The organism is Micromonospora zhanjiangensis, from assembly GCF_042650605.1.
GTDB lineage: Bacteria > Actinomycetota > Actinomycetes > Mycobacteriales > Micromonosporaceae > Micromonospora_J > Micromonospora_J zhanjiangensis.
The window spans coordinates 155,364-181,063 of sequence record NZ_JBHSBN010000006.1; the positions used below are offsets into that span (position 1 = coordinate 155,364).

Sequence of the window (25,700 nt, forward strand, 5' to 3'; positions counted from 1 at the left end):
AGACCGGGCCGGGGCCCTCGCTCGTCAGCCCAGCAGCGGGAACCAGCCCGCCGCGTCGCCCAACACCCGCCGGTCGGTGCCGTTCAGCGGGATCCGGCCCGCGGCCTTCAGCAGATAGTCCGGGTCCGACCAGTCCGGCGGTCGGACGGCGTCGTCGCTGAGCAGACCGTCCATCGTGGCGACCGCGATCGCGGTGGCGGTCGGGCCCGGCCCGGCGACCGCCGGCAGGTCGACGATCAGGTCGAGGTGATGCACCACCGCCTCGGTGACCAGCGTGGCCAGGAAATCCGGTACGGCCAGCACGTGGCCCTGGGTGCTGACGAATCCGCTCGGGTCGGCGGTTCCGGCCGCCCGTACCGCGGCCGGTGCGGTGTCCGCCCAGAGGCGTACCACGCCGCTCGGTAGGTCGAAGGCGGCCGCCGACCGACGGGCCCACCAGGCGGACCGGGCCGCCGCCGCGGGATCGCCGTTGCCGGGAAAGGCGTGCCAGTAGGTCACCCGGTCCACGTCCGCCGGCCCGTCGGCGGGGCTGGCCAGCGCGACCAGTGCGCGCTGCGCGTCGCAGAGCACGTGGAACAGCAGATCGGCCACCAGCCAGCCCCGACACCGGCTGGGTCGCTGCAGGTCCGCGTCGGTCAGGTCGCCGACCGCGCGGGAGATCCCGGCGTACGCCTCGGCCAGCGCGCGGTGTTCGGGCATGGCGGTGGCGGTCATCCGCAAAGCCTCGCACGACGCGTCGGCCGGTACCGGCCCCGTCCGTCCGGCGGGCGGGACCGGCGGGCGGGACCGCGGGTCAGTCGAAGAGCTCGTTGAGGAAGCCCTTGCGCCGCTTGTGCTTGTAGTGGCCGTGGTACCCGTACGACTTGTGCTTGTGGTGGCCGTGGTAGCCGTACGCCGGCTGTCCGTACGCCGGAGCCGGCGGGTAGCCGGGCTGGCCGTGGCCGGGTACGGCGGCGTAACCGGGCTGAGCCGGCGGTGGGGGCGGCGGGGGTACGTAGCCGGAACCGCCGGCCGGCGGTGGGGGCGGCGGCACGTATCCGGCGCCCGCCGGGGGTCCGGGTGCGGGCGCGGGCTGTTGCGCGGCCTGCTGCCGGCTCCAGTTGGCCTCGGCGTCGAAGAGCTTCTCCAACTCACCACGGTCGAGGAAGATGCCCCGGCACTCGGTGCACTGATCGATGGTGACGCCGCTGCGTTCGTACTGGCGCATGTCGCCATGACATTTTGGGCAGGTCATCTGCATCTGCTGACGGTACCCGGCGATGCTTGACGTTAGCTGAGTGAACGCTGCGCGAGTCGGCGCCCTGAGTCAGTCGGCCGGGCCCAGGGCCGTCAGCACCTCCTCGTCGGACACCTCGTGGAAGTCGGTGTAGTACTGGCTCACCGCGCCGAATCCGGTCGGGCGCTCCGGGCAGACCACCTCGTCCGCCTCGTCGGCCAGTGCCGCGTACGCGTCCGGTGCTCCGACCGGAACGGCCACCACCACCCGGTCGGCGCCGAGCCGGCGGGCGACCGCCACCGCGGCCCGGGCGCTCGCCCCGGTGGCGAGCCCGTCGTCGGCGATCACGGCGACCCGGCCGGTCAGGTCAAGCGGTGGCCGGTCGCGCCGGTACAGCCGCTCCCGTCGGTCGGCCTCGGCCCGTTCGCGGCGGACCACCTCGGCCACGTCGGCCCGGTCGAGCCGGGCCGCGTAGGCCTCGTTGAGCACCTCGACGCCGCCCGGCCCGATGGCGCCGAACGCGACCTCGGGCGCCCAGGGCACGCCGAGCTTGCGGACCACCAGCACGTCGAGCGGGGTGCCCAGTCGGTCGGCCACCGCCGCGGCCACCGGTACCCCGCCCCGGACCAGGCCGAGCACGGTGACGTCCGGCCGGCCGGCGAGCGGGGTGAGTCGCTCGGCCAGCGCGTTCCCGGCCTCTGCCCGGTCCCGGTAGGTCGTCGCCATGTCTCAGGTGTACGCCCTGCCGGGGTGGTCCGCCCGATAACCGCCGATAAAGGTTCGCGGTCACCGCACCGCCGCGGTCACCGGATCGGGGGGCCGGGGCGTGGGCTCGGGTCGCGGCTCGGCGCGCCGGACGGCGTACGCCCAGGCGAGCAGGGCCACCGGGTAGAGCAGGTACCCGAATCGGGTGGAGGGCATCAGCAGGATCGCCGCGAGCAGGCCGTACCCGCAGATGGTCGCGGTGTCGGCGACCCGGCGGGGCGGGCGGCGGACGAGTCGGACGGCGATGGCCACGCCGGCCGCGACGAGCAGGGCCGCCGCGATCGTCCGGCCGGCGGGCACCGCGGTGGCGATCAGGTGGCCGGGGAACGGCGACTGGGCGGGGCTGGTCACCAGGCCGTGGCCGAGCGGGAATCGGACGACGTTCTCGGCCAGGGCCCCGGGGTCGATCACCAGCGCGGGCAGCACCGCGAGGATCGGCAGTCCGAGGGCGCCGGCGGCCAGCCGCCCGGCGGTACGTCGACCGCGGGTGGCGGCGTGCACGAGCAGGACCAGCGCGACCGGCCAGGCGAAGAGCTTCAGCGCGGCGGCGAGGCCGATGGTGAGCCCGGCGCGGCCGGGGCGACCCGCGGCGCAGAGGCTCAGCGCGAGCAGGCACAGGGCGAGGACCGGGAGGTCGTCGCCGCCGGTGGCCAGGGTCAGCGCGCAGACCGGGAGCACGGTGGCGAGTTGGACGGCGCGGACGACGGCGGGTCGCGCCGCCCGGTGGGACCACAGCAGGGTCGCCGCGGCGGCCAGGACCACGGCGGTGAACAGGGCGAACCACACCCGGGCGTCGGTCCACCAGGCGATTCCCGCGAGCGCCCGGGGCAGGCCGAACAGTGCCATGCCCGGCTGGTACGGCAGGTAGCCGAGCAGTTGTTCGCCGGGTGGCAGCGCGGCGATCGCGTCGTGTCCGAGGTACGGGGTGCCGTGGTCGATCAGGCGGCTGCCGGCCTGTTCGACCACGATCACCTCCTCCTGTGCCCGGTCGGTCCGCCCGGCGGCGCGCTCGACGGCCTGCCACAGCATCGGCAGTACGGCGGTGGTGGCCCAGGTGACGACGGTCAGGACGGCTCGGGCGGGAACGCCGGTGAGCGTGGCTCGGCGGTCGGGGTGTCGGCGGAGCAGGAGTTGACCAAGCACCGCGAGGGTCGCCAGCAGGTAGCCGGGCGCGGCGACGGCGCCCCAGGCGCGGTGCGGCAGCAGGGTCGAGGTGGCGGCCGTGACCCCGGCGAAGATCGCCGAGAGACCGTAGAGCAGCAGGTCGAGGCCGAGGCCGTCGGCGAGACGTGAGGGCCGGAGCCGGCGCGGGCGGTCGCCGGCCGGCGAGTCGGCGGGATTCACGCGGGCAAGTGTGGCAGACGGTCCGATCGGCGTGCGGCGGTTCGCCGGCCGGGGGCGAGCCGGATCACCGAGCCGGTGTCGTGCAGCGGCGGTGCCAGGGTGCCGGGCCGTCCCCCCGCGCCCTGGTGCAGGGCGGCGAGCAGCCGGGCGGCCGGCATCGGCCGGGCGAACAGGTGGCCCTGGCCGGCGGAGCAGCCCAGCTCCCACAGTGCCCGTCGCTGCGGTTCGCTCTCCACCCCCTCGGCCACCACGGCCAGGTCGAGGCTGCGGCCGAGGTCGACGGTGGAGCGGATCACGGCCAGTGCCTCGGCGGAGTTCTCCATCCCCATCACGAACGCCCGGTCGATCTTCAACTCGTGCACCGGGATCCGGGACAGCACCGACAGTGACGAGTAGCCGGTGCCGAAGTCGTCCAGGGCCAGCCGTACGCCTTCGTCGCGGAGCTGGTTGAGCACCTGGTCGACCACCTCCAGCTGGCTGATCGTCAGGGTCTCGGTGAGTTCCAGGATGAGCCGGTCCGGGGGCAGGTCGTGGGCCCGCAGCCGGCTCAGCACCGAGCCGGGGAAGCGGGGATCGAGCAGGCTGCGTGGTGACACGTTGACCGCGACGGGCAGGTCGAAGCCGGCGTCCCGCCAGAGCCTGACCGCGGTGAGCGACTGGTCGAGTACGGCCTCGGTGAACGCCGAGAGCAGGCCGGATCGCTCGATCGGCTCCAGGAAGCGCAGCGGGTCCATCGTCCCGTGCACCGGGTGCTGCCAGCGGGTCAGGGCCTCGGCGGCGGCGACCTCGCCGGTGCCGAGGTCGACGATCGGCTGGAAGTCGACCGTGAACTCGTGTTCGGCCACGGCCCGGGGCAGGTCGCCGCCGAGGGTCAACCGGCCGAGGTCGGCGGTGTCCCGGGCCGGTGCGTAGGTGGCGATCCGTCGGCCGGTGCGCTTGGCCTGGTACATCGCCACGTCGGCGCGGCGCAGCAGCTCCTCCATGCCGCCGCTGCTCGGGGCGACGGCGATGCCGCCGCTGGCCTCGACGCTGATCCGCATGCCCTCCAGTTCGAGCGGCTGGTGCAGCTGGGCCAGCAGCGCCTCGGCCCGGTGGGTGGCCACCGCGGGTGCGGGCAGGCCGCGGAAGATCACCGCGAACTCGTCGCCGCCGAGCCGGGCCACCAGGTCGCCGGGTCGGGTCGCGGCCCGCAACCGGTCGGCGACCTGGATCAGTACGCGGTCCCCGGCGGCGTGCCCCAGCGTGTCGTTGACCTCCTTGAAGTGGTTGAGGTCGACCAGGAGCAGGGCGGTCACGCCGTCCGCGTGCTGGTGCCGGAGCTGCTCGTTACCCCAGCTGAGCAGGTGTCGCCGGTTGGCCAGCGAGGTCAGCGCGTCATGGGTCGCGGCATGGGCGTGCTCGGCGGCGACCCGGGCCAGTTCGGCGTACGCGGACGCGTTGCGGACGGCGGTGCACAGCGACGAGGCGAACGTCCGGAGGGTGTACCGCTCCCGCTCGGAGAGCTTGACCGGATACCGGAACCGGAGCCGGACGGCGCCGATGTCGGCCCGGTCGTCGTGCCCTTCGAGGGGGGCCGGGATCGTCAGGTGACCGCTGCGGGGGGCCTGTTCCGGCGGACCGTCGTAGCTGACTCCGGCGCTGTTGCCGCGGACCATCCGCGGCGGGTCGGTCAGCTCGACCTCGACCTCGTCGGCGGAGAACAGTTCGGCGGCCTGCGCGACGGCGGTGGCCAGCACGAGATCCATGTCCACGACGTTCAACGCGTCGGTGGTGCGGGCCAGCCGTTGCCAGGCCTGCCGCTCGGCGCGCGAACGCACCCGGGTCGAGTACGCGAGATGCAGGCTCAGCACCAGCGGCGGGACCGCCAGCAGCAGGCGGTTGTCGACGCGCACGATGGCCAGGGTGCAGACCACGACGACGAACCGTACGGCGAAGCCGGCGAGCCGCAGGTCGAGGTCGGCGAGGAACTGGTGCCGGATCCGGTTGCCGGCGGCGATCGCGATCACCGGGATGGCGATCACGTCGTCCAGCAGCACCACGACCAGGTAGGTGGCGCCGAGTTGGCCGATCATCTGGCTGACGCTGGCCGGCTCCCAGTGCCATCCGGTGAGGCCGAGGGCCGCGCCGGCGATCCCCGCCACGATCATGTTCTTGCCGATGCCGAAGGCGGTCTTGGCCGCCGAGAGGCGGAGGCTGGCCGTCGTGACGGCCAGGGCGAGGCCGGTGCACAGCACGACCCAGGACACCGGGGCGACCGCGACGCCGACCATGATCGACGCTTCGGTCCAGGTGAGAGCGTGGTTGGTCGACCGGATGCGGATGGTGGCCTTGACGGTCGTACCGACGGCGACCAGGAAGACCAGGGCGGCGATGGTGGCCAGGTCGTAGACGGAGGTGGGCGGGTTGGTCGCGATGTCGACGACGGCCTGCACACCGAAGGCTCCCGCGGCTAACACGACGAGACCGATGAGCGCCACCAGGCGCCTATCGGTCTCGTTGTCGCGTCGCGCTGTCCGGACCACGCGCCTCCTCGCCGCTGGCGGGCGGTACTGATTCGCGCTCGTAGCGTACCCCGATGAATGCGGAGTGTCAGCGCTGCCACTCGCTGCCGCGGGTTCCGGTGGCGTTCCGCTGCCATTCACTTCCGCGCGTTCCGGTGGCGTTCCGCTGCCACTCGCTGCCGCGCGTTCCGCGGGCCCGCTGCCACTCGCTGCCCCGAGCTCCGGTGTTGGTCCGCTGCCACTCGCTGCCGCGCATGTCCTGCCTCCTCCTGGTTGGTTCCGGGGGTGGAGCCGGGCTTTGTGTTCCTGGCCGGCTCTTTATCGGCGCCTTGCGGTCGTGCCGATACGGAGAAGAGTAGGGCGCGGAGCGTCCGTTTGTCGCCGATAAATGTCGCTATGCGCATTATTCAGAAAGCTTAATAGGAATCGCTACGCTCTGTCCCGATATGGGAACTCACGGCGCTTGACGACGCTCCCTTTCCCGTGGCCATCTGATCGCCCACCGAACACGCAACCGGCTCGGGTTCGATTACCCGTTATGGTGAAAGCATTCCGTCGTGCCATGGCCACTCAAAGTGGAGAAGGTGGTACTCCTCTTTGTCCGCGGCAGTACCGCGAAGTGCGTGGATGCCGAATAGTCTCCCCCATACGAAGGGTGGGACGTCAACCGGTGGACCGCCGGTGCGGCACCCGCGGGCGTCGCCCACCCACCGGCGGCCGTCCCGCCCGTCGGATCGGCGATAGGCTCGCCGTCGTGACGGACTCCGCGGCAGAGCTCACCCACGTCGACCCGGCCGGGGCGGCCCGGATGGTGGACGTCTCCGGCAAACCGGTGTCGACCCGCCGGGCGGTGGCCGCCGGTCGGCTGCGCACCACCGCCGAGGTGGTCGACCTGCTCCGCCGGGACGGCCTGCCCAAGGGGGACGCGCTGGCCGTCGGCCGGCTGGCCGGCATCATGGGCGCCAAGCGGACCCCGGACCTCATCCCGCTCTGCCATCCGATCGCCCTGCACGGCGTGACCGTCGACCTGGACCCGGCCGAGACGACGGTGGAGATCACCGCGACGGTCCGCACCGCGGACCGGACCGGGGTCGAGATGGAGGCGCTCACCGCCGTCGCCGTCGCCGGCCTGGCCCTGGTCGACATGGTCAAGGCAGTCGACCCGGCCGCCTCCGTCGAGGCCGTCCGGGTGCTCCGCAAGGAGGGCGGCAAGACCGGCGACTGGACCCGTCCGGCGGACCGGTCGTGATCCGCGCCCGGGTCGTGGTCGCCTCCAACCGGGCGTCCGCCGGGGTGTACGCCGACACCAGCGGTCCGCTGCTGGTCGCGGGGCTGCGCGAGCTGGGCTGCGAGGTCGACGACCCGGTGCTGGTGCCGGACGGCGACCCGGTCGGTCAGGCGCTGCGTACGGCCCTGGCGGACGGGGTGGACGTCGTCCTCACCAGCGGCGGCACCGGGATCAACCCGACCGACCGTACGCCCGAGGTGACCCGGGCCGTACTCGACTACGAGATCCCCGGCATCGCCGAGGCGATCCGCGCGTACGGTCGGGAGAAGGTGCCGGCGGCGGCGCTGTCCCGGGGCCTGGCCGGCGTGGTCGGCCGGATGCTGGTGGTCAACCTGCCCGGCTCCACCGGCGGGGCGCGCGACGGGCTGGCCGTGCTCGGACCGATCCTCGCGCACGCCGTCGACCAGGTGCGCGGCGGCGACCACTGAGCCTCTTCCAACCTGAACCGCGCGGCGCGCAGGCGCCGCCTCCGACCTCGGCCGACGACGGCCGGCAAGGGGAGGTTGAGAAAGGTTCACCGAGCGCCCTCCAGTAGGCTCACCGGGTGAGCGCCCAACCCGCCGTCGCGCCGGCCGTCGAGGCGCCCGTCGCCTGGGCGGAAGCCAGGGCCCGGGTGTACGCCGTCGGTCGGGCGGACGCGCCCGCCCCCGTCGTGCTGCCGCTGGCCGAGGCGGACGGCACCACCCTGGCCGAACCGCTGTCCCCCCGTACCGACCTGCCCGCCTTTCCGACCTCCAGCGTGGACGGTTGGGCGGTGCGGGGCGACGGGCCGTGGCGCCCGGTGGGCCGGGTGCTCGCCGGCGGAACGCCCGCCCCGCTGACCGAGGACGGGACGGCCGTGGAGATCGCGACCGGGGCGATGCTGCCGACCGGCGCGACCGGCGTGCTGCGGGTGGAGGAGTCGACGGGCGGCGCCGACGGCCGGGTCGCCGGCACGCTGCGGGCGGCCCCGGAGTGGCGTTCACCCGGCGAGGAGGCCCGGGCCGGCGAGGAACTGGTGCCCGCCGGCACCCCGGTCGACCCCGGGCTGCTCGGCCTCGCGGCGTCCTGCGGTCACGACGTGCTGAGCGTGCGGCCCGGCCCGCGCGCGGCCCTGCTGGTCTTCGGTGACGAACTGCTCACCGCCGGCCCGCCCGGCGCCGGCCGGGTACGGGACGCGCTCGGTCCGGCCGTGCCGGCCTGGCTGCGTCGGTACGGCTGCGTGGTCACCGGCGACGACGTGCTCGGCCCGGTGACCGACACGTTGCCCGCGCACGTCGACGCGTTGCGGCGGGCGCTGAGCGTCGCCGACCTGGTCTGCACCACCGGTGGCACGATGCACGGCCCGGTCGACCACCTGCATCCGGCACTGCGTGAACTGGACGCCGACTACGTGATCAACACCGTGGCCGTCCGGCCGGGCTTCCCGATGCTGCTGGCCCGGGTCCGCGGCACCGACGGACGGGCCCGGTTCGTCGCCGGGCTGCCCGGCAACCCGCAGTCGGCGGTCGTCGCCCTGGTCTCCCTGGTCGCCCCCCTGCTGGCCGGGCTGCAGGGGCGCCGCCCACCGGTCCTGCCGGGTGCCACGCTCGCCGAGCCGATCGCGGGCCGCGGCGACTACACCCACCTGGCCCTGGTTCGGATCGACCCGGCCGACAACACCGCCCGTCCGGTCCGGCACGTCGGTTCGGCGATGCTGCGCGGCCTGGCCGGCGCCGACGGGTTCGCCGTCATCCGACCCGGCGAGCGGGGCGAGGTGGGCCAACGGGTCCCGGTCGTACCGCTGCCGCTGCTGCCCGGGGAGCGGACGTGACCGAGCGGACCGGGACACCCGGCGCGCCGCTCGTCGCGGTCACCACCGAACCGCTGGACCTGGCCGCGCACGAGGCGGCGGTGGCCGATCGACGGGCCGGCGCCGTGGTCTCCTTCCAGGGTGTGGTCCGCGACCACGACCACGGCCGGCAGGTCACCCGGTTGGAGTACGAGGGCCACCCCAGCGCGGACGAGGTGCTGCGCCAGGTCGCCGCCGAGGTGGCCGCCGACCCGGCCGTGTACGCCGTCGCGGTGTCCCACCGGCTCGGCCCGCTGGCGATCGGTGAGGTGGCCCTGGTCGCCGCGGTGAGCACCGCCCACCGGGCCGCCGGGTTCGCCGCCTGCGCCCGGCTGGTCGACGAGGTCAAGGCGCGACTGCCGGTGTGGAAGCACCAGATCTTCGCCGACGGTGGCGAGGAATGGGTCAACTGCCCCTGACGCGCGGCCGGCCCGGGCTCAGCGGCCCAGCAGGAGCCGGCGGTCCAGCCGGGCGCTCTCGGCGTAGAAGGCCGGCTCGGCGCCCGGCCGCCAGGGCAGCGCGGCGACGAGCACGATCAGCCCGAGGGCCAGCGAGTTCTCCATCAGCGCACCGAACAGCCCGTCCTGGTAGTGGGACACCGCCGGTAGCTGGTGCTCGTACGCCCAGATCGGGGCGACCAGGAAGAGCAGGTAGAGCCCGAGCGCGGCGACCGCGTGCCGGAGCCCGGTCAGCATCGGGAACCAGATCGGCGCCCGCAGGCCGGGTAGTCCGTTGACGCCGGAGCCGACGGCGAACCCGCCGGCCCGACGAACCGGGGCGCGGCTGGCTCCCCGACGCCGCAGGGTGGCGTCCACCAGCACCACCACCGCCGGGACCACGAAGACGAGGTGGTGCGTCCAGGAGATCGGGCTGATCACGTTGGCGGTGAGCCCGACCAGGGTGAAGGCGGTCAGCTCGTCGCCGTCGGCGTGCGCGTTGGCGGCCCGGGTCAGCCCGACCGCGAGCATCAGCACCGCGAACGCGAGATAGAGCAGGCCGGGCGTCTCCACCGAGTCGTAGAGGCGGGCCAGCACGCCGGCCAGTGACTGGTTGGGCGTCATGTCCGCCGCACCGACCCGGTCGGTCTCCCAGATGATCGTGCTGAAGTACTCCGTCGACTCCCGGCCGGCGATCGCGAAGGTGGCCAGGGTGACCCCGACCGCGGTGCCGATCGCGGTCATCGCCGCCCGCCACTGCCGGGTCACCAGCAGGTAGAAGATGAACAGCGCCGGGGTGAGCTTGACCGCGGTGGCCAGGCCGATGCCGACGCCCGCCCAACCGCCGCTGAACCACAGCCGGCGCAGCGGCCCGTCGCTCCGGCCCACCCGGCCGGCACGCCGGCGCAGCGCCATCAGATCCATCATGATCAGCGCGAAGAGCAGCAGGTTGACCTGCCCGTAGCCGAGCGTCTCGCGGACCGGTTCGAGGGCGGCGGCCAGCGGTACGGCCAGGCCGACGGTGAACCAGAGCGGCCAGTCCAGCCGCGCGGCGACCGGCCGGAGCAGCGCGCCGAGGACCACCGTCAGCGCGGCGACGCTGGCGAGCACGTTGAGCAGGCCGGCGAGGCCGACCGGGAGCGGCGCCATCGGCAGCATGGCCAGCGCCGCGAACGGCGGGTAGGTGAAGCCGAGCGTGGTCCGGGGCGCGACGAAGGCGTACAGGTCGTGGCCGCTGGCCCACCAGGCGACCGCACCGTGGTAGACCTTCATGTCGAAGAAGTTGTACGGCCGGCCGAAGACGCCGATCGCGAGCCAGGCGGCCCAGCAGGCCCCGGCGACGATGCCGATCCGGACGAGGGTCACCCGGTCGAGGGACCAACCACCCCCCGGTACGGCGATAACACGGTCATTCCGTCTCCCGACGGTCGCCGGCATGGTATGGCCACCCCCGTACCGATGTCGTCTTGCCCGCCCAGGTCCTGCAGGGAGCCTAGAACGGCGCGCCACTGAACCGCCTCCCGCGTTATCCGACCGTGTCCGATCCCACACTAGTTCGCGACATTTCAACCGCGTTACCGTACGGCGGGTATTTGCAGATGATTCGCGGCCTCGGTGGGTGAACGGACCGCAACAGCCTGATATAGACGCAGGTCAGCGCAACGGCTCGAGCGCCCGGCGCGGGCCGGTGACGGGGGTCGCCGGGTACGGTCAGCCGGGCAGCCGGCGTGCGGTGGCCGCCGAACGTACCGCGATGCGGGCGTCCCGTTTCGCGGAGCGCACGGCCCGGCGGACCGAGCGGCGGCCGCTGCCGACGGCGTGGCTGGCCCGCCAGCCCAGACCCGGCCGACCCTGGGTGTCCGCCGCGGCGAGCAGCAGGCCACCGAGCATCCCGAGGTTCTTCAGGAAGTGGATCCGGTGCTGGGCCCGCTCCGCCGGGTCGTCGACGGTCCAGTAGGGATGACCGGCCAGCGTGGTCGGGACCAACGTGCCGGCCAGGGCGGCGGCCGCCGGTCGGGTGACGTGGCCGGTGGCCAGCAGCAGCCCCGCGACGAGCTGGACCGCGCCGTTGGCCCGGATCAGGCTCGCGGGCTCGGTGGGCAACCGGGGGTCGACCTTCGCCAGCAGCGGCGAGACCCGGTCGGTCACCGGTTTCGCCTTGGCCACCAGGGCCTCCGGGTTGGACACGGCGCGTGCCCCGCTGATCACGAAGATGCCGCTCAGCATGACGCGAGCGGCGGCGCGTACGGGTCTCATGGGTCAGTCATACCCCGTCCGTGCCGAGTTCACCCCGGCAACCCGCGTTCTGCCCGGGACCGGATCGACCCGCGTCGGCAGGTTGCCCCCACGGAACCGGCCGGTACGGGTACCGTCGCGAAGCGTGACGACTGTGCGGCTGCGTCCGGAGGGACCCGCTGACGGTGCGGCGATCCGACGCGTGGTGGCCCGGGCCTTCGCCCGCCCCGACGCGGGCGAGCCGGCCGAGCCGGGGCTGGTCGACGCCCTGCGGGCCACGCCGGCGTGGCTGCCCGAGTTGTCCATCGTGGCCGAGGCGGCCGGTGAGATCGTCGGTTACGCGCTGCTCAGCCGGGTGTTCGTGGAACCCGGCCGGGTGCCGGCGCTGGCGCTCGGCCCGGTGGCGGTGCTCCCCGAACGGCAACGCCTCGGCTACGGCACCGACGTGGTCCAGGCCGCCCTGGACGCCGCGGCCGACCTCGGCGAACGGCTGGTGGTGGTGCTCGGTGACCCGGCCTTCTACCGACGCTTCGGCTTCCAGCCGGCCAGCCGGTTCGGCCTGGTCAGCCCCTGGGCCGGCCTCGGCGCACCGTGGCAGGCGCTGGTGCTGCCACCCGACGTGAGCGACCCGCCGCCGCCACCCGTCGGCGAGGTCACCTACCCGTCCCCCTGGTCGCTCGTCTGACGCCGGCCGGCCCGGCGGGTCCGGGCGGACGGTCCGGCGGCGGTCAGACCGGTTGGGTACGCAGGTAGCGACCGAAGTGCGGCACGGTGAACGCCACCGTCCCGCGTTCCCCCGAGTAGATCAGCCCCTTCTTGATCAGCGCGTCCCGGGCGGGGGACAGGCTGGCCGGCTTGCGGCCCAGCGAGCGGGCGACCTCGGCGGTGGGCACCGCGGCGTCCATGTCGTCGCGGTGCTCCGGGTTCTCCGGCCCGCCATCCACCAGGGACAGTGCCGCCATCGCCCGCATGTACTCCCGCTCGGCCGGGGTGGCCCGCTCGAAGCGGGAACCGAAGAAGCCCACAGCCAGTTCCGCCTCGGCCTCCGGGGCGGCCACCCGTACGTCCGCCGCCGCGATCGGGGTACGGGGGGCGTGGTCCCAGGTCGCCTTGCCGTACGCCTGCACGAAGTACGGGTAGCCACCCGACTTCTCGTACAGCAGGTCGAGGGCCTTCTGCTCGTACTCGACCTGCTCCCGGGCGGCCGGCGCGCACAGCGCCTGGTCGGCCGCGATCCGGTCCAACCGGTCGATGCGCTGGTAGCGGAACAACCGCTCGGAGTACGACTTGGCGGCCGACAGCACCGCGGGCAGGTGCGGCAGGCCGGCGCCGACGACGATCAGCGGGGCACCCAGCTGGGACAGTTCGTGGCAGGCGGCGCAGAGCCCGGAGACGTCCTCGGGGCCGACGTCCTGCATCTCGTCGATGAACACGGCGATGCCGGTGCCGACGTCGGTGGCGATGCCGGCCGCGTCGGTCAGCAGCTCGACCAGGTCGATCTCGATGTCGCCGGAGTCCGCCCGGCCGACGGCCGCCGGTACGTCGATGCCGGGCTGCCAGCGGTCCCGCAGCCGCGGCGCGGTCCTGCCCCGGCCGGTGGTGCCCTCCCCGGACCGCAGCGCGAACGCCTTCAGCACGCCGAGGAACTCCTCGATCCGGTCGGGGGCGCGGTGCCGGGGTGCCAGTTCCCGGACCGCCATGTGCAGCGCGCCGGCGATCGGCCGGCGCAGCGACTGGTCCGGCCGGGCCTCGATCTTGCCGGTGCCCCAGAGCCGTCCGATGGCCTGCGACCGCAGCGTGTTGAGCAGCACGGTCTTGCCGACGCCGCGCAGGCCGGTGAGCATCAGGCTGCGCTCGGGACGGCTGCGGGCGACGCGTTCCAGGACGATGTCGAACACGTCGAGTTCCCGGCCGCGGCCGGCCAGCTCGGGCGGGCGCTGGCCGGCGCCGGGCGCGTACGGGTTGCGGACCGGATCCACGTCTCGCACCGTATCGGGCGGTCTAGCCGTGCGGCTAGAGACAGGTAGATCCGGCAAGGCGTGTCGCATGTCGACAAAAAACTAGGGCCGTCTAGCGTTCTCGCTAGACGGCCCTAGTTTCAGCTACCGACTACTTGGTGCGCTTCTTCATGCACAGTACGAAGTCGAGGTAGTCCTTCGACGAGTCGTTGGTGTACGTGGTGTCCGTCGCCTTGTTCCCGAACAGCGGGTCGGTCTTGCACTTCTCCTTGTCCGCGGTGAACGGGATCCGGGACAGCACCTCGTACGTGTTCGGACCGCAGGGCACCTTCTTCAGCTTGGCGTCGCTGTCGCTGCCCTCGTTGACCACGCAGTCGCCCTTCTTGAAGGTGACCGAGCTGCTGTCGTCGTCCGCGCTCGGGCTGGGGGTCGGCTCGTCGCTGGCCGACGGCTCCGGGCTCGGCGAGTAGGACGAGCTGGGCGTGGGCCGCGGGTCCGGGCCCTCGGCCGAGTACTTGTTGTAGGCCCAGACGCCGATCCCGCCGCAACCGCAGAGCAGCACCAGCACCACCAGGCCGATGATCAGGGCGATCTTGCCGCCGCCGGACTTCTTCGGCGGTGCCGCCGGCGCGCCGTACGGATCCGGGACGCCCGGCGCGCCGTACGGATTGGCCGGCTGGTCGTACGGGTTGCTCGGCTGACCGTAGGGGTTCGGTGGCTGACCGTACGGGTTGCTGGGCTGACTGCCGTACGGGTTGGGTGCCCCGCTCGACGGCGCGCCGCTGGCCGGTACCCCGCTCGACGGGGGCTGCGTACTGAACGGGGTGGTCGGCTGCTGCGCCCACTGCGGATCGTTCGGTCCGCCACCGGGCGGCGGCGGGTAGCCGCCACCGGGCGGGGGTGGCGGCGGGTAACCCCCACCCGACGACGGGGGTGGCGGCGGGTAACCCCCACCCGACGAGGGCGGCGGCGCCGGCGGGTAGCCACCGCCCGGCGGTGGCGGGGGTGGGTAACCGCCCTGCTGCGGGTTGTACGGGTCTTCGGGTTGGCTCGGGCCGGGCGGTCCGTAGCTCGACATGATTCTCCAGACTGAGGGGTTGGACCAGACTGAGGGGTTAAGAGATCAGCGCTGTTTCAGGCAGAGTACGAAGTCGAGCGTGTCGAGTTCGCTGTTGAAGAAGTACCAGTCCGTGTAGCCCTCGACCTTCGAGCACTTCGTCGTGGCATCCTGCTTGCCGGTGGTCGCTCCGTCAAAACGCCGTAGCACTTCGTACGTCTTCGGTCCGCACGGCGTGATGGCGAGCTTGGGCTTGCCGTCCGCGCCGCCCGCGTTCCGGACGCACTGTCCCACCGTGACGAACCGGGCGTCGGTCGACCGCTCCGGCGTCGGGGTGTTCGCCGGCGACTGCTCCGGCGCGGGATTGCTGGCACCCGCCGTCGTCGCCGGTTCGCCGGTGGTACCGGTGGCCCCGCCGGCGGTCCGGTCCGGGCTGGCCCGGCGGCCGACGAAGTAGACCGCGGCGGCACCGCCACCGACGACCAGCAGGGCCAACGCCACCACCGACGCGACGAGCGGAGCCCGGCGTCGGCGGCCGGCGCGCTCCCGCTCGTCCGGTTGCCAGTCCGGATCCGGCTCCACCGGGTACTGCGGCTCGTAGCGGTGGCTCGCTCCGTAGCCGGCGTGACCGACCGGCGGGTAGGAACGGTGATCGTCCGGCGGGTCGGGTTCGCCGCCCGCCGTCGCCGCCCAGTCACCCTGGTCCCAGCGGTCGTCGGTGGTGTTCCCCCGCTCCCGGCCGCCCCACGGGTCCGCCGGCTGCCCGTACGGGTCGTCGGAGTGCCGCCCGGTCCACGGTTGCCCGGACGCTCCCGGGTACGGCTCCGGAGGCTCGCCGGAGTACCGCCCGCCGGGCGGACCGTAGTTCGACATGAACGTTCTCCCGCACGAGGTGAGGTTCAGCCACCCGAAGGTGGACAGCGCTCAGGTCACCGTAGCGTGGCCGGGCTACTCCGCTCACCCCCGCTCAAGCCCTCTCCGGTGGGGCAACGGCCCACCCGGATCACCGTCCGGATCGGAGTCGTCGCCGGGTGTTGCGCGGGGGCGCTAGTCTGCCGTCCCGTGGTCGTCGCGCAGCCCGTCATCCTGTCCGCGACTGTGCCGCGTGTCACGCCGCCGGCCGCAGCCGGCGTACCGCTCACGGACTGGCCGACCGCACCGGTCCCGGCCGGGACACTCGTGGCACTCGCCGCCGCCGTCGCGCTCGGGGTCGTCCTCGGGGCGCTCGCCCCGGTGGTTGTGTTCCGGCTGTCGGTGCCGGCCGGGACGCCGCCCCGGTCCGGGTGCCCGCGCTGCGCCCACCGCTTCCGGCCCGGCCCGTCCGGGTGGCTCCGGGTGGGTTCCCGGTGTCCCGCCTGCCGGGTCCGGGCCGGCCCGTCCAGCGGGGTGACGTGTCTCGCCGGCGGGCTGTCGTTCGGCGTGCTCACCGCCGTACTGCCGGGGGAGCCGGCGCTGCCGGCGTTCCTCGCGGTGGCCGCCGTCGGCGTGCCGTTGGCCGGGGTCGACCTGGCCTGCCTGCGGCTGCCGGATCCGCTGGTCGGCGGCGCGCTGGTGCTGGCCGCCGGGGGACTGGCCGGTGCGGCCGGGTGGTCGGGCGCGACCGGCCCGGCGCTGCGCGGACTGCTCGCCGGCCTGGCCGGCGCGGCCGGCCACCTGGTGCTGGCGCTGGCGCCCGGCTCCCGGCTGGGGTTCGGCGACGTGAAACTCGCCGGGGTGCTCGGCCTGCTGCTCGGCTGGCTGGGCTGGGACGTGCTGCTGCTCGGCCTGCTGCTGCCGCACCTGCTGGCCGGGGTGGCCGCCGTGGTGCTGCTGTCGACCGGCCGGTCGCGCCGGGACCAGCCGCTGCCGCTCGGCCCGGCGCTGCTCGCCGGCGCCCTGCTCGCCGTGGCGCTCGGCCGCTGACCGGGTCCGGGGTACGGCGGTCGACCGGGCCACGGCCGCGACAGGAGCGGTTGGGAGGCCACGACACGAGCAGTCAGAGCAGGCGGAGTTGGCGGTCCTTCGGGCGACGCGGTTCGCTCTCGCCGAGCCGTTCCAGCAGGCCGGCGTCGATGGCGGACAGGAACGGCGTCGGTACGCAGTCGGCGTCCCGCCCGTGCCGCAACCGGCGCCGGGAATGGCTCAGGTAGAGCCGGTCCTGGGCCCGGGTCATCCCGACGAAGAACAGCCGCCGCTCCTCGGCCACCTGCTCGTCGTCGTTGTCCGTGCCGGGGAACCGCAACGGCAGCAGGCCGTCCTCGCAGCCGACCAGGAACACCACGGGGAACTCCAGACCCTTCGCGGCGTGCAGGGTGAGCAGCGTGACGGCCTCGGCCCGGGGGTCCAGGGCGTCCACCTCGGCGCCGGTGGCCAACTGGCCGAGGAACGCCGGCAGGTCGTCGCCGCAGCGCCGGGCCAGCGGGGTGAGCACCTCGACCGCCGACCAGATGTCGTCCGGTCCGACCCCGCCGGTCGCGTCCAGGGTGGGCGCGGAGAACCGTTCGGCGAGCACCTGCCCGGTCAGCCGGACCCGGGCAGCCAGCGAGCCGGACAGACCGTCGGCGTGCCGCAGTTCCCGGGCGATCGCGGCCACCCCGGGCCGGTCCCGCAACCGGTTGTGCGACCGCTTCTGCACCGGGACGCCGGCCCGGTGCAGCGCGTCGACGATCGGCGCGGCCTGCGCGTCGGTCCGGTACAGCACCGCGATGTCGGCGAACGAGACGGTGCTGGTCCGGCCGTCGGCCCGGCCGGCGTCCATCGACCGGTGGGAGAGCCCGCCGACCAGATCGTCGACCGTACGGACGACGAAGTCCGCCTCGTCCGCCACCGAACCCGCCGGGTAGAGCCCGACCAGCGGTGCCTCCAGGTCCAGCCGGGCCGGGTCCAACCGGCGACCGCGGACCAGCGAGGACGGGGCGATGGCCTGCACGGCGGCGGCCAGGATCGGCGCCGACGAGCGGTAATTCCGGGTGAGCCGGACCAGTCGGGCGTCCACGAAGTCCTGGGAGAACCGCAGGAAGTACGTCACGTCCGCGCCGCGGAACGAGTAGATCGCCTGGTCCGGGTCGCCGATCGCGCACAGGTTGCCGTCCGGCGGGCTGAGCAGCCGAAGCAGTTCGTACTGGGTCGCGTCGACGTCCTGGTACTCGTCCACGAAGATCCACGACCACCGGTCCCGGTACCGCCGGACCAGCGCCGGGTCGTCCCGCAGCACCCGTACCGGCAGGCTGACCAGCTCGTCCAGGTCGACCAGGTCCCGGGCCCGCAGCAGTTTCGCGTACGCCAGGTCGTCGGTGCCGGCCTCGGCGCGGATCTCGGCCCGTTCGGTGTCGTCGGCGATCCGGAAGGCGGCCGGCAGGCCGGCGGCCTTCGCGTTCTCCCGCAGGATGGTCAGCCCCAGCGAGTGGAAGGTGGCCACCGTGACGTCCTCGGCCACCGGCCCGAGCAGGCCGTCCAGTCGGGCCCGCAACTCCTCGGCGGCCCGCCGGGTGAAGGTGATCGCCAGGCAGCGCTCCGGGAAGACGTTGAGTTCCGCGCACAGGTAGGCGATCCGGTGGGTCAGCGTGCGGGTCTTGCCGGTGCCGGGCCCGGCGACGATCAGCATCGGACCGCCCGGGGCGGAGGCCGCGACCCGCTGCATCGCGTCGAGCCGGTCCAGCAGCCCGGTGCCGACCTCCTCCATCCCGACCAGCATCGGTTCGAACGGTTCGTGCGGCGACGGCGGCGGGGCGATCGGGGGCGGCGGCGCGGGCGTCGGCCGGGTCCGCCGCCGGGCCGGCTCACCCGCCGGCCCGGTCGCGGCCTCCCCGGTCGACTTCCGGCCGGTCGCGGCCCGCCCCTTGGCGCCGTCACGCCGGTCGTCCGGCCGCTCGGCCCGGGCCGGCTTCGACCGCGGTACGTCGAACAGCGCGTCCGGTACGTCGAACAGCGCGTCGGCCTGCGGCGCGGCGGCCGACCGGCGCAGCTCGTCCGGCTCGAAGAGCGTGATCACGCCGTACTCGCCGTCGTACCCCGGGATCCGGCGGACCCGGCCGCGGCGGAGCCGGTCGATCCCCTCGGCCAGCGGTTCGCCGCCCGCGCGCCGGATCTCGTCGAGCGGAACGGTGGTGAGGATGGACAGCTCCGGTCCGAGCGCGGCGACCAGCGCGTTGAGCTGGCCCTCGACCGTCTTCGACCGGGGGCCGACGCCGTTGACCTCGCCGAGGATCTCGGCCAGTTGGATCAGGTGGGCCACCGCCGGGGCCCGCTCCGGGCGGTGCCCGGGCGCGCGGTCGGCCAACTCGGCCACCCGGCTGAGCACTCCCACGGTGAGCGGCTTACCGCACTCCGGGCAGATCCCGCCGGCCCGCCGGGTCCGCTCCGGTGACCAGTTGATCCCGCACGCCCGGTGCCCGTCGGCGTGGTACTTCCCCTCTTCCGGGAAGAACTCGATGGTGCCGCGCAGCCCGTCGCCGGTGCGCAGCGCCTCCCGGACGGCGAAGTAGTCCAGGTCGGTGCCGAACACCGTGGCCTCCCGGGCCAGGGCGGGCGGCGAGTGCGCGTCCGAGTTGGAGACCAGGCGGTACCGGTCCAGGCTGGACACCCGCCAGTTCATCGCCGGGTCGGAGGAGAGGCCCGTCTCCACGGCGAAGATGTGGTCGGCCAGGTCGGCGTAGCAGTCGGCGATGGCGTCGAAGCCGGACTTCGACCCGAGCGCGGAGAACCACGGGGTCCAGATGTGCGCCGGCACCAGGTAGCCGTCCGGGCTGGCGGTCAGGGTGATCTCCAGCAGGTCGCGGGAGTCCAGCCCGAGGATCGGCCGACCGTCGGAGGCGAGGTTGCCGATCCGGGCCAGCGCCGTGTTGAACCGGCCCACCGCGTCCAGGTCGGGCAGGTAGACCAGGTGGTGCACCTTGCGGGTGCGGTCGTCCCGCTTGTAGATCGTGGAGATCTCCACGCTGAGCATGAACCGGGGCGGATCGGCCTCGGTGGGGCTGGCCAACCGGGGCGGCAACCGGCGGGCCATCTTCCGCTCGCTCTCCGGGTCGAGCCGGAACAACCCGGGCTCGGCCGGACGCAGCGTCTCCCGCAGATGCGCCAACCAGGCCGGATGGGTGAAGTCGCCGGTGCCGAGCAGCCGGATCCCCTTGCGGGCCGCCCACCACGCCAGGTTGGGCAGGTTCAGGTCACGGCTGCACGCGCGCGAGTACTTCGAGTGGATGTGCAGGTCCGCGACGAGGGGTTCGGCGCCCACGGCGGAGCCGTCGGAGGGAATGGCGCTGAACGGAAGCACGCCGCATCCTGTCACGAGCCGCGCGGTGGCCGCCTGCCGCCACGCGGCGACGTGAGATGCGCTATGCGGACTTGAGTTCCACCAGGGACACCTGCGGCGGTACGCCGACCCGGACCGGTGGTCCCCAGAAGCCGGCGCCGGTGGTGACGTACAACTCCGTGTCGCCGAACCGGGCCCGGCCGGCCACCGCGGGTTGCTGCAACGCCACCACGTAGTTGAACGGCACCACCTGCCCGCCGTGGGTGTGCCCGGACAGTTGCAGGTCGACCCCGTACCGGGCCGCCTCGTGCACCTGGATCGGCTGGTGCGCCAGCAGCACCACCGGCCGGCTCGGGTCCCGGCCGCCCAGGGTCGCCTCGAAGTCCGGACCGGCGGCCACCCCGGTGCCGGTGCCGGACACGTCGTTGACGCCGGCCAGGTCGAGCACCCCACCACGGGCCCGGATCTCCTGCCGGGCGTTCTGCAGCACCCGCAGGCCCAGCCGGTCGACCTCGGCGACCCATTCCTCGACCCCGGAGTAGTACTCGTGGTTGCCGGTGACGAAGAAGCTGCCGTACCGCGAGCGCAGACCGCGCAGCGGTTCCGCCGCCGGGCCCAGCTCGGCCACCGAGCCGTCGACCAGGTCACCGACGACGGCCACCAGGTCCGCGTCCAGGCTGTTGATCAGCGACACGATCCGCTCGGTGTGCGCCCGACCGGCGAGCGGGCCGAGGTGGATGTCGGAGACGGTGGCGATCCGCAGGCCGTCCATCGACCGGGGCAGCTTCGCCAACGGGATCCGGACCCGGTCCAGCCGGGGCGGTGCGAACGCGGTGCGGATCCCGTACCCGGTGATCCCGGCGGCGGTGAGGCCCGCGAAGATGGCCGCCCCGCGGGCCAGCAGCAGCCGGCGGCCGGGGTCGTGGCCGGGGGTCGCCAGGCCGGCGGCGGGCGTCCCGACCGGTCCGCCGGCCGGCCCGACCGGTACGTCGCCGTCGCGTCCCCGACCGTCGCCCGCCTCGGCGACCGGTTCGGCCGGACCGCCCGACCCGACCAGCGCCGGCTCCGCCGCGGACCCGTCCACCCGGGCCGGTGCCGGTTCGGCCGGTCCGCGCCGGGCGGCCGAGAGCCGACGGACCAGCAGCATCGGCAGTTCCAGGACGAGCAGCAGAAGCAGCAGGTAGAACATCAGCGCCAGCCAGACGTAGCCCGGCCAGGCCAGCCAGTACGCGCCGGACTGGGTGCCGATCATGGTGGCCGGGACCAGCAGGGCCAGCGCGAGCACCAGGAAACCACCGATCCGACGTCCCCGGCCGGGTCGGAGGGTGTCCCGGACCAGCCGTTTCCACAGGTAGAGATGGATCAGGCCGGTGACGAGGGCGAGCATTCCCACGAAACCCAGGACGGCGAACACGACAGCCCAGCCCTCTCAGCCGCCCGCGAACGGGGGCAGAACGTCGATGGTGACACCCGCCGGCAGGGGTGCCCGGCGATCATGCCAAGCCGTCCCGTCGACCAGGAAGCTGGCGACCGCGAGCACGCTGGCCAGCCGGTCGCCGTGCCGGCCCGCCAATCCCTCAACGAGGTCGTCCAGGCAGCCGGCGCCCGGGACGGTCTCCTCGCTCCGGCCGGCGGCGGCCCGCGCGGCGGCGAAGTAACGCACCGTCACCGTGGACACGCTCAGCCGCCGATCGCCGACATCGGGCGGGCCGGTTGCAGGAAGCCCGGATCGTCGATGCCGTGACCGGCCCGCTTGCCCCACATCGCGGCCCGCCACCGGTCGGCCAGCTCCGCGTCGTCGGCCCCGCCGCGCAGCGCACCGCGCAGGTCCGACTCGGTGGTGGCGAAAAGGCAGTCGCGTACCTGGCCGTCGGCGGTGAGCCGGGTGCGGTCGCAGTCACCGCAGAACGGGCGGGTGACGCTGGCGATCACGCCCACCCGGGCCGGTTGTCCGGCCGCGTCGGTGTGCCCGGCCACCAGCCAGGTCTCGGCCGGCGCGGCGCCGCGTACGGCCGGGTCGGGCAGCAGGGTGTGTTCGGCGCGCAGCGCGGCGAGGATCTCCTCGGCGGTGACCATCCGGTCACGGTCCCAGCCGTGCTGGGCGTCCAGCGGCATCTGCTCGATGAACCGCAGTTGGTAACCGTGCCGCAGGGCGAACCGGAGCAGTTCGGGCGCCTCGTCGTCGTTCACCCCGCGGATCAGCACCGCGTTGATCTTGACGGGGGTCAGTCCGGCCGCGACGGCACCGGCCAGCCCGGCCAGCACGTCGGCGAACCGGGAGCGGCGGGTCAGCCGGGTGAACCGCTCCGCGTCGACGGTGTCCAGCGAGACGTTGACCCGGTCCAGGCCGGCCGCCCGCAGCGACCCGGCGACCCGGTCCAGGCCGATGCCGTTGGTGGTGACCGACAACGTCGGGCGCGGGGTGAGGGCGGCTGCCGCCGCGACGATGTCCGGCAGGCCGGGCCGGATCAGCGGTTCGCCGCCGGTGAACCGCACCTCGGTCACGCCGAGCCGTTGCACGGCCACCCGGATCAGCCGGCTCACCTCGTCGTCGGTGAGCAGCTCCGGCTTGGGCAGCCAGGACAGCCCTTCGGCCGGCATGCAGTACGTGCAGCGCAGGTTGCACCGGTCGGTGAGCGACACCCGCAGGTCGGTGGCGACCCGGCCGTACCGGTCCGCCAGGGCGCCTTCATGTGGTCGCTCGATGGTCACCGCTCGACGGTAGCGCGTCAGGCGCGCAACGCGGCGTCCGCCGTGGCGCGTACCGAGTCGCGGTAGCCGGCGCCGAAGATCGCCGTGTGCACCAGCATCAGGTGCAACTGGTGCACCGGCAGCCGGGCCTGCCAGCCGTCGGCCGGCGGCCAGGCCTCCCGGTAGGCGGCGAGGATCCGGTCAGCGTGCGGCGCCCCGCCGAAGAGCGCGAGCTGGGCCAAGTCGGTCTCCCGGTGCCCGCCGTGGGCCGCCGGGTCGACCAGCCAGACCCGCCCGTCGGCGGCCCAGAGCAGGTTGCCGGGCCACAGGTCGCCATGGATCCGGGCCGGCGGCTCGGCACCGCCGTACCGGTTCTGGTTGAGCCCGGCGATCACCTGCTCGACCAGCTCGACGTCCGCGGCGGAGAGCGCGCCGTTGTCGACCGACAACCGCAGGTACGGCGTGAGCCGGCGCTCGGCGAACCAGGCCGGCCACGGCCCGGTCGAGGGCGTGTTGTCCTGCGGCAGCGTGCCGATGAAGCCCGGCCACTGCGCGCCGAACGCCGGCGCGCCGGCCCGGTGCAGCGCGGCCAGGTCCCGGCCGAACCGCTCGGCCGCCGCCGGGTCGGCCGCGCCCGGCTCGATCCACTCCAGGGCCAGCAGCTCCGGCAGGTCCGCGAGCACCTCGGGCACCGGGACCGCCCCGGCCGCCCGGAGCCAGCGCAGCCCGGCGGCCTCGGTGGTGAAGAATCCCTCGGGTACGGCCTTCCCCTCGGGCAGCGACTTGGTGAAGACCGAGTTGCCGTCGTCGAGGGTGAGTCGGGAGGCGACGCAGCTGTCACCGCCCGCGACCGGCGTCTCCCGGATCCGTTGGTGGGTCAGGAAGGTGGGCAGGTGCCGCGGGTGGGTCCGGAGGTACGCCAGGTCCATCCGGGCACGGTATCTCCCACCGGACCGGACGCGTGCGTGTCCCGCGCCCGAGTTCCGGACGGACGGCGGTGCCCCGATGAGCTGGCCGATTACTCAGCGTCCTGTGGATAACCCCGCGTGTCGTCCACAGGCGGTGACGGGTGGGTGGCGGACGGGTCACCGTCCGACCAGGCTGCCGGCATGACCTCGACCGACCGGACCACGCTGGCCGTCCGTTCCCCCGCCGACCTGATCGCCGCCGTGCCCTTCCTGCTCGGCTTCCACCCGGCCGACAGCGTCGTGGTGGTGGCGCTGCGCGGCAAGCGGGTGGTCTTCGCCGCCCGGGCCGACCTGCCCGAACCGGGTGACCGGGCCGGCGCCGACACCGCGGCCGGCTACCTCGCGGACGTGATCGGCCTGCAACGGGCCGACGCGGCGCTGGTTCTCGGGTACGGACCGGCCGAGCGGGTGACGCCGGTCATCGACACGGTCGGCACGGCGGTGGACCTGGCCGGGCTGTGCGTCCTCGACCTGCTCCGGATCACCGACGGCCGGTACTGGTCCTACTGCTGCACGGATCCGGGCTGCTGCCCGCCGGACGGGGTGCCGTTCGACCCGTCCGCCAGCGAGGTGACCGCGACGGCCGTCTTCGCCGGTCAGGTGGCCCTGCCCGACCGGACCGCACTGGCCGCGCTGGTCGCGCCGGTCGAGGCGGCGGCCCGGGACGCGATGCGGCAGGCCACCGAGCGGGCCGAGGACCGCCTCGTCACCCTGCTGGACACCGCACCGGCCGGCGATCTGCTCGGCGGCCGGGCGGTACGGGACGCCGGCGCGGCCGCGGTGCGCGCGGCGCTCGACCCGACCCGTGATCCGGCCGGGCTCAGCGACGACGAGGTGGCCTGGTTGAGCCTGCTGCTACGGCACATTCCGGTCCGCGACCACGCCTGGGAACACACCGACGGTGAGGAGCGGCACCTGGCGCTCTGGACGGACGTCCTGCGCCGGGCCGACCCCGAGCTGGCCGCCGCGCCGGGCTGTCTGCTCGCCTTCGCCGCCTGGCGGTGTGGGCAGGGCGCGTTGGCGGTGGTGGCCCTGGAACGGGCCCTGGCGGCCCAGCCCGACTACTCGATGGCGCTGCTGTTGGACGACGTTCTCCGGCGCGGCGTGCAACCCTCGGCCCTGGGCGCCTGGCCCAAACCGCCCGCGCCGGGCCCGCGCCGCCGCAGGTCCCGGCGCCGCCGTCAGCGCCGAGGCAGCGGTTGACCCGGTAGCGGCCCGGCTGCCGACCGGTGCCAACCGGCTGGTCGACCGGTGCCGGTCGGCGGTCGGCCCGGCGAGGTGTCAGGTCGTGATGCGTTCGGGGCCCGCGTAGACGTTCATGGTGCGGCCCCGGAGGAAACCGACGAGCGTCATCCCCGCCTCGGCGGCCAGGTCGGCGGCGAGCGTGCTCGGGGCGGAGACCGCCGCCAGCACCGGAATGCCGGCCATCCACGCCTTCTGGGTCAGCTCGAAACTGGCCCGCCCGGAGACCAGCAGGACGTGTTCCCGCAACGGCAGCCGGGCATCCCGGACGGCCCAGCCCACCACCTTGTCCACCGCGTTGTGCCGGCCCACGTCCTCCCGCAGCACCACCAGCTCGCCCCCGGTGGTGAACAACCCCGCGGCGTGCAGCCCGCCGGTGCGGTCGAACCCCCGCTGCGCGGCACGCAGCCGGTCCGGCAGGTCCGCCAGGGTCGCGGCCGGCAGGCGTACCGGGTCGGTGGCCACGTCGTACTGCGAGCGGGTGCGGACGGCGTCGATGCTCGCCTTGCCGCAGATCCCGCACGAACTGGTGGTGTAGAAGTTCCGGGCCGGATCGGTGGCCGGCTCCGGCACGCCCGGCGCCAGCACCACGTCGACCACGTTGTAGGTGTTCGGCGCGTTGTCGCCGGCGCAGAGCTGGGCGGTCGACACGTCCTGCGCCGACCGGATCAGCCCCTCGGTGAGCAGGAACCCGATGGCCAGGTCCAGATCGTCGCCGGGGGTACGCATGGTCACCGCGAGCGGTCGCCGCCGGCCCGGTCCGGGCGGACCGACCCGGATCTCCAGCGGCTCCTCGGTGGCCAGGGTGTCCGGCCGGCGCACCGCCGCCGCCCCGCCGTCGCCGTTCACGGCGGCGTCCAGGTCGATCCGGAGCACCCGCCGCCGATCACTGGCCCGTCCCATGCTCCCCATCCTGCCCCGCCCGCACCGGTCCCGCCCGATCGGGCGGAACACCCGT

General features: G+C 74.1%; 24 protein-coding genes. 7 read left to right on the top strand and 17 right to left on the bottom strand.

Going from position 1 to position 25,700, the window contains the following annotated elements; all coding sequences use genetic code 11:
* Window positions 1-24 precede the first annotated feature (24 nt).
* The 6 genes from ACFOX0_RS11435 to ACFOX0_RS11460 form a co-directional block, all read right to left on the bottom strand.
* Entirely contained in the window at window positions 25-714 is a 690-nt protein-coding gene (locus ACFOX0_RS11435; RefSeq protein WP_377544560.1) for a maleylpyruvate isomerase N-terminal domain-containing protein, read from the bottom strand.
* Between the two features lie 79 nt (window positions 715-793).
* The gene (locus ACFOX0_RS11440) at window positions 794-1,240 is read right to left on the bottom strand and encodes a TFIIB-type zinc ribbon-containing protein (protein WP_377544562.1); all 447 of its coding nucleotides are present in this window, start codon (window positions 1,238-1,240) and stop codon (window positions 794-796) included.
* A 66-nt stretch (window positions 1,241-1,306) separates the two neighbouring features.
* On the bottom strand, window positions 1,307-1,942 hold the full coding sequence (locus ACFOX0_RS11445) for a phosphoribosyltransferase (protein WP_377544564.1): 636 nt from the start codon (window positions 1,940-1,942) through the stop codon (window positions 1,307-1,309).
* 60 nt (window positions 1,943-2,002) lie between these two features.
* Entirely contained in the window at window positions 2,003-3,325 is a 1,323-nt protein-coding gene (locus ACFOX0_RS11450) for a glycosyltransferase 87 family protein (protein ID WP_377544566.1), read from the bottom strand.
* On the bottom strand, window positions 3,322-5,847 hold the full coding sequence (locus ACFOX0_RS11455; RefSeq protein ID WP_377544568.1) for a putative bifunctional diguanylate cyclase/phosphodiesterase: 2,526 nt from the start codon (window positions 5,845-5,847) through the stop codon (window positions 3,322-3,324). Before ACFOX0_RS11455 ends, ACFOX0_RS11450 begins: the two co-directional genes overlap by 4 nt.
* Before the next feature lie 67 nt (window positions 5,848-5,914).
* Window positions 5,915-6,082: a hypothetical protein gene (locus ACFOX0_RS11460; RefSeq protein ID WP_377544569.1), complete on the bottom strand. Its 168-nt coding sequence runs from the start codon at window positions 6,080-6,082 to the stop codon at window positions 5,915-5,917.
* A 498-nt stretch (window positions 6,083-6,580) separates the two neighbouring features.
* On the opposite strand from ACFOX0_RS11460, the gene moaC reads away from it, so the two are divergent.
* The 4 genes from moaC to ACFOX0_RS11480 all read left to right on the top strand — a co-directional run bounded on the left by moaC (window position 6,581) and on the right by ACFOX0_RS11480 (window position 9,343).
* Window positions 6,581-7,075, top strand: coding sequence for a cyclic pyranopterin monophosphate synthase MoaC (gene moaC / locus ACFOX0_RS11465; RefSeq protein ID WP_377544571.1), 495 nt, complete (start codon window positions 6,581-6,583; stop codon window positions 7,073-7,075).
* Window positions 7,072-7,542, top strand: coding sequence for a MogA/MoaB family molybdenum cofactor biosynthesis protein (locus ACFOX0_RS11470; protein ID WP_377544573.1), 471 nt, complete (start codon window positions 7,072-7,074; stop codon window positions 7,540-7,542). Before moaC ends, ACFOX0_RS11470 begins: the two co-directional genes overlap by 4 nt.
* Window positions 7,543-7,658: 116 nt before the next feature.
* A complete protein-coding gene (locus tag ACFOX0_RS11475; protein WP_377544575.1) occupies window positions 7,659-8,906 on the top strand; it encodes a molybdopterin molybdotransferase MoeA in 1,248 nt (415 codons plus the stop codon).
* Window positions 8,903-9,343: a molybdenum cofactor biosynthesis protein MoaE gene (locus ACFOX0_RS11480; protein ID WP_377544577.1), complete on the top strand. Its 441-nt coding sequence runs from the start codon at window positions 8,903-8,905 to the stop codon at window positions 9,341-9,343. Before ACFOX0_RS11475 ends, ACFOX0_RS11480 begins: the two co-directional genes overlap by 4 nt.
* An 18-nt stretch (window positions 9,344-9,361) precedes the next feature.
* Here the strand turns inward: ACFOX0_RS11480 and ACFOX0_RS11485 are convergent, their stop codons facing one another.
* Window positions 9,362-10,798 carry a glycosyltransferase 87 family protein gene (locus ACFOX0_RS11485; RefSeq protein WP_377544580.1) on the bottom strand — a complete coding sequence of 479 codons (1,437 nt, stop codon included), beginning with the start codon at window positions 10,796-10,798 and terminating at the stop codon, window positions 9,362-9,364.
* Window positions 10,799-11,071: 273 nt separating this feature from the next.
* A complete protein-coding gene (locus ACFOX0_RS11490) occupies window positions 11,072-11,617 on the bottom strand; it encodes a DoxX family protein (RefSeq protein WP_377544582.1) in 546 nt (181 codons plus the stop codon).
* Between the two features lie 124 nt (window positions 11,618-11,741).
* Between ACFOX0_RS11490 and ACFOX0_RS11495 the strand changes: the two genes are divergently transcribed.
* A complete protein-coding gene (locus ACFOX0_RS11495; RefSeq protein ID WP_377544585.1) occupies window positions 11,742-12,281 on the top strand; it encodes a GNAT family N-acetyltransferase in 540 nt (179 codons plus the stop codon).
* 43 nt (window positions 12,282-12,324) lie between these two features.
* On the opposite strand, the gene ACFOX0_RS11500 is transcribed toward ACFOX0_RS11495, so the two are convergent.
* From ACFOX0_RS11500 to ACFOX0_RS11510, 3 genes are all read right to left on the bottom strand, one after another.
* Window positions 12,325-13,575, bottom strand: a complete 1,251-nt coding sequence (locus tag ACFOX0_RS11500) for an ATP-binding protein (RefSeq protein ID WP_377544587.1) — start codon at window positions 13,573-13,575, stop codon at window positions 12,325-12,327.
* 130 nt (window positions 13,576-13,705) lie between these two features.
* Window positions 13,706-14,632 (bottom strand): LppU/SCO3897 family protein, encoded by a 927-nt coding sequence (locus ACFOX0_RS11505; RefSeq protein ID WP_377544589.1) that lies wholly within the window; start codon window positions 14,630-14,632, stop codon window positions 13,706-13,708.
* Window positions 14,633-14,677: 45 nt separating this feature from the next.
* Window positions 14,678-15,193 carry an LppU/SCO3897 family protein gene (locus ACFOX0_RS11510; protein ID WP_377544890.1) on the bottom strand — a complete coding sequence of 172 codons (516 nt, stop codon included), beginning with the start codon at window positions 15,191-15,193 and terminating at the stop codon, window positions 14,678-14,680.
* A gap of 516 nt (window positions 15,194-15,709) precedes the next feature.
* Here ACFOX0_RS11510 and ACFOX0_RS11515 point away from each other — a divergent pair.
* Entirely contained in the window at window positions 15,710-16,513 is an 804-nt protein-coding gene (locus tag ACFOX0_RS11515; protein ID WP_377544591.1) for a prepilin peptidase, read from the top strand.
* Window positions 16,514-16,586: 73 nt separating this feature from the next.
* Here ACFOX0_RS11515 and ACFOX0_RS11520 read toward each other — a convergent pair whose 3' ends face one another.
* The 5 genes from ACFOX0_RS11520 to ACFOX0_RS11540 all read right to left on the bottom strand — a co-directional run bounded on the left by ACFOX0_RS11520 (window position 16,587) and on the right by ACFOX0_RS11540 (window position 23,461).
* Complete coding sequence (locus ACFOX0_RS11520) at window positions 16,587-19,862, bottom strand: UvrD-helicase domain-containing protein (RefSeq protein ID WP_377544593.1); 3,276 nt, start codon at window positions 19,860-19,862, stop codon at window positions 16,587-16,589.
* A gap of 61 nt (window positions 19,863-19,923) precedes the next feature.
* Window positions 19,924-21,255 (bottom strand): metallophosphoesterase, encoded by a 1,332-nt coding sequence (locus ACFOX0_RS11525; protein ID WP_377544595.1) that lies wholly within the window; start codon window positions 21,253-21,255, stop codon window positions 19,924-19,926.
* Between the two features lie 15 nt (window positions 21,256-21,270).
* Window positions 21,271-21,519, bottom strand: a complete 249-nt coding sequence (locus tag ACFOX0_RS11530; RefSeq protein ID WP_377544596.1) for a MoaD/ThiS family protein — start codon at window positions 21,517-21,519, stop codon at window positions 21,271-21,273.
* Window positions 21,520-21,521: 2 nt separating this feature from the next.
* Window positions 21,522-22,553, bottom strand: a complete 1,032-nt coding sequence (moaA, locus tag ACFOX0_RS11535; protein WP_377544598.1) for a GTP 3',8-cyclase MoaA — start codon at window positions 22,551-22,553, stop codon at window positions 21,522-21,524.
* Window positions 22,554-22,570: 17 nt separating this feature from the next.
* A complete protein-coding gene (locus tag ACFOX0_RS11540) occupies window positions 22,571-23,461 on the bottom strand; it encodes a fructosamine kinase family protein (RefSeq protein ID WP_377544600.1) in 891 nt (296 codons plus the stop codon).
* A 180-nt stretch (window positions 23,462-23,641) separates the two neighbouring features.
* Here ACFOX0_RS11540 and ACFOX0_RS11545 point away from each other — a divergent pair, with 180 nt between their 5' ends.
* Window positions 23,642-24,703 carry a DUF4192 domain-containing protein gene (locus ACFOX0_RS11545; RefSeq protein WP_377544602.1) on the top strand — a complete coding sequence of 354 codons (1,062 nt, stop codon included), beginning with the start codon at window positions 23,642-23,644 and terminating at the stop codon, window positions 24,701-24,703.
* A gap of 78 nt (window positions 24,704-24,781) precedes the next feature.
* Here the strand turns inward: ACFOX0_RS11545 and fdhD are convergent, their stop codons facing one another.
* Window positions 24,782-25,645 carry a formate dehydrogenase accessory sulfurtransferase FdhD gene (gene fdhD / locus ACFOX0_RS11550; RefSeq protein WP_377544604.1) on the bottom strand — a complete coding sequence of 288 codons (864 nt, stop codon included), beginning with the start codon at window positions 25,643-25,645 and terminating at the stop codon, window positions 24,782-24,784.
* Between the last annotated feature and the right edge of the window lie 55 nt (window positions 25,646-25,700).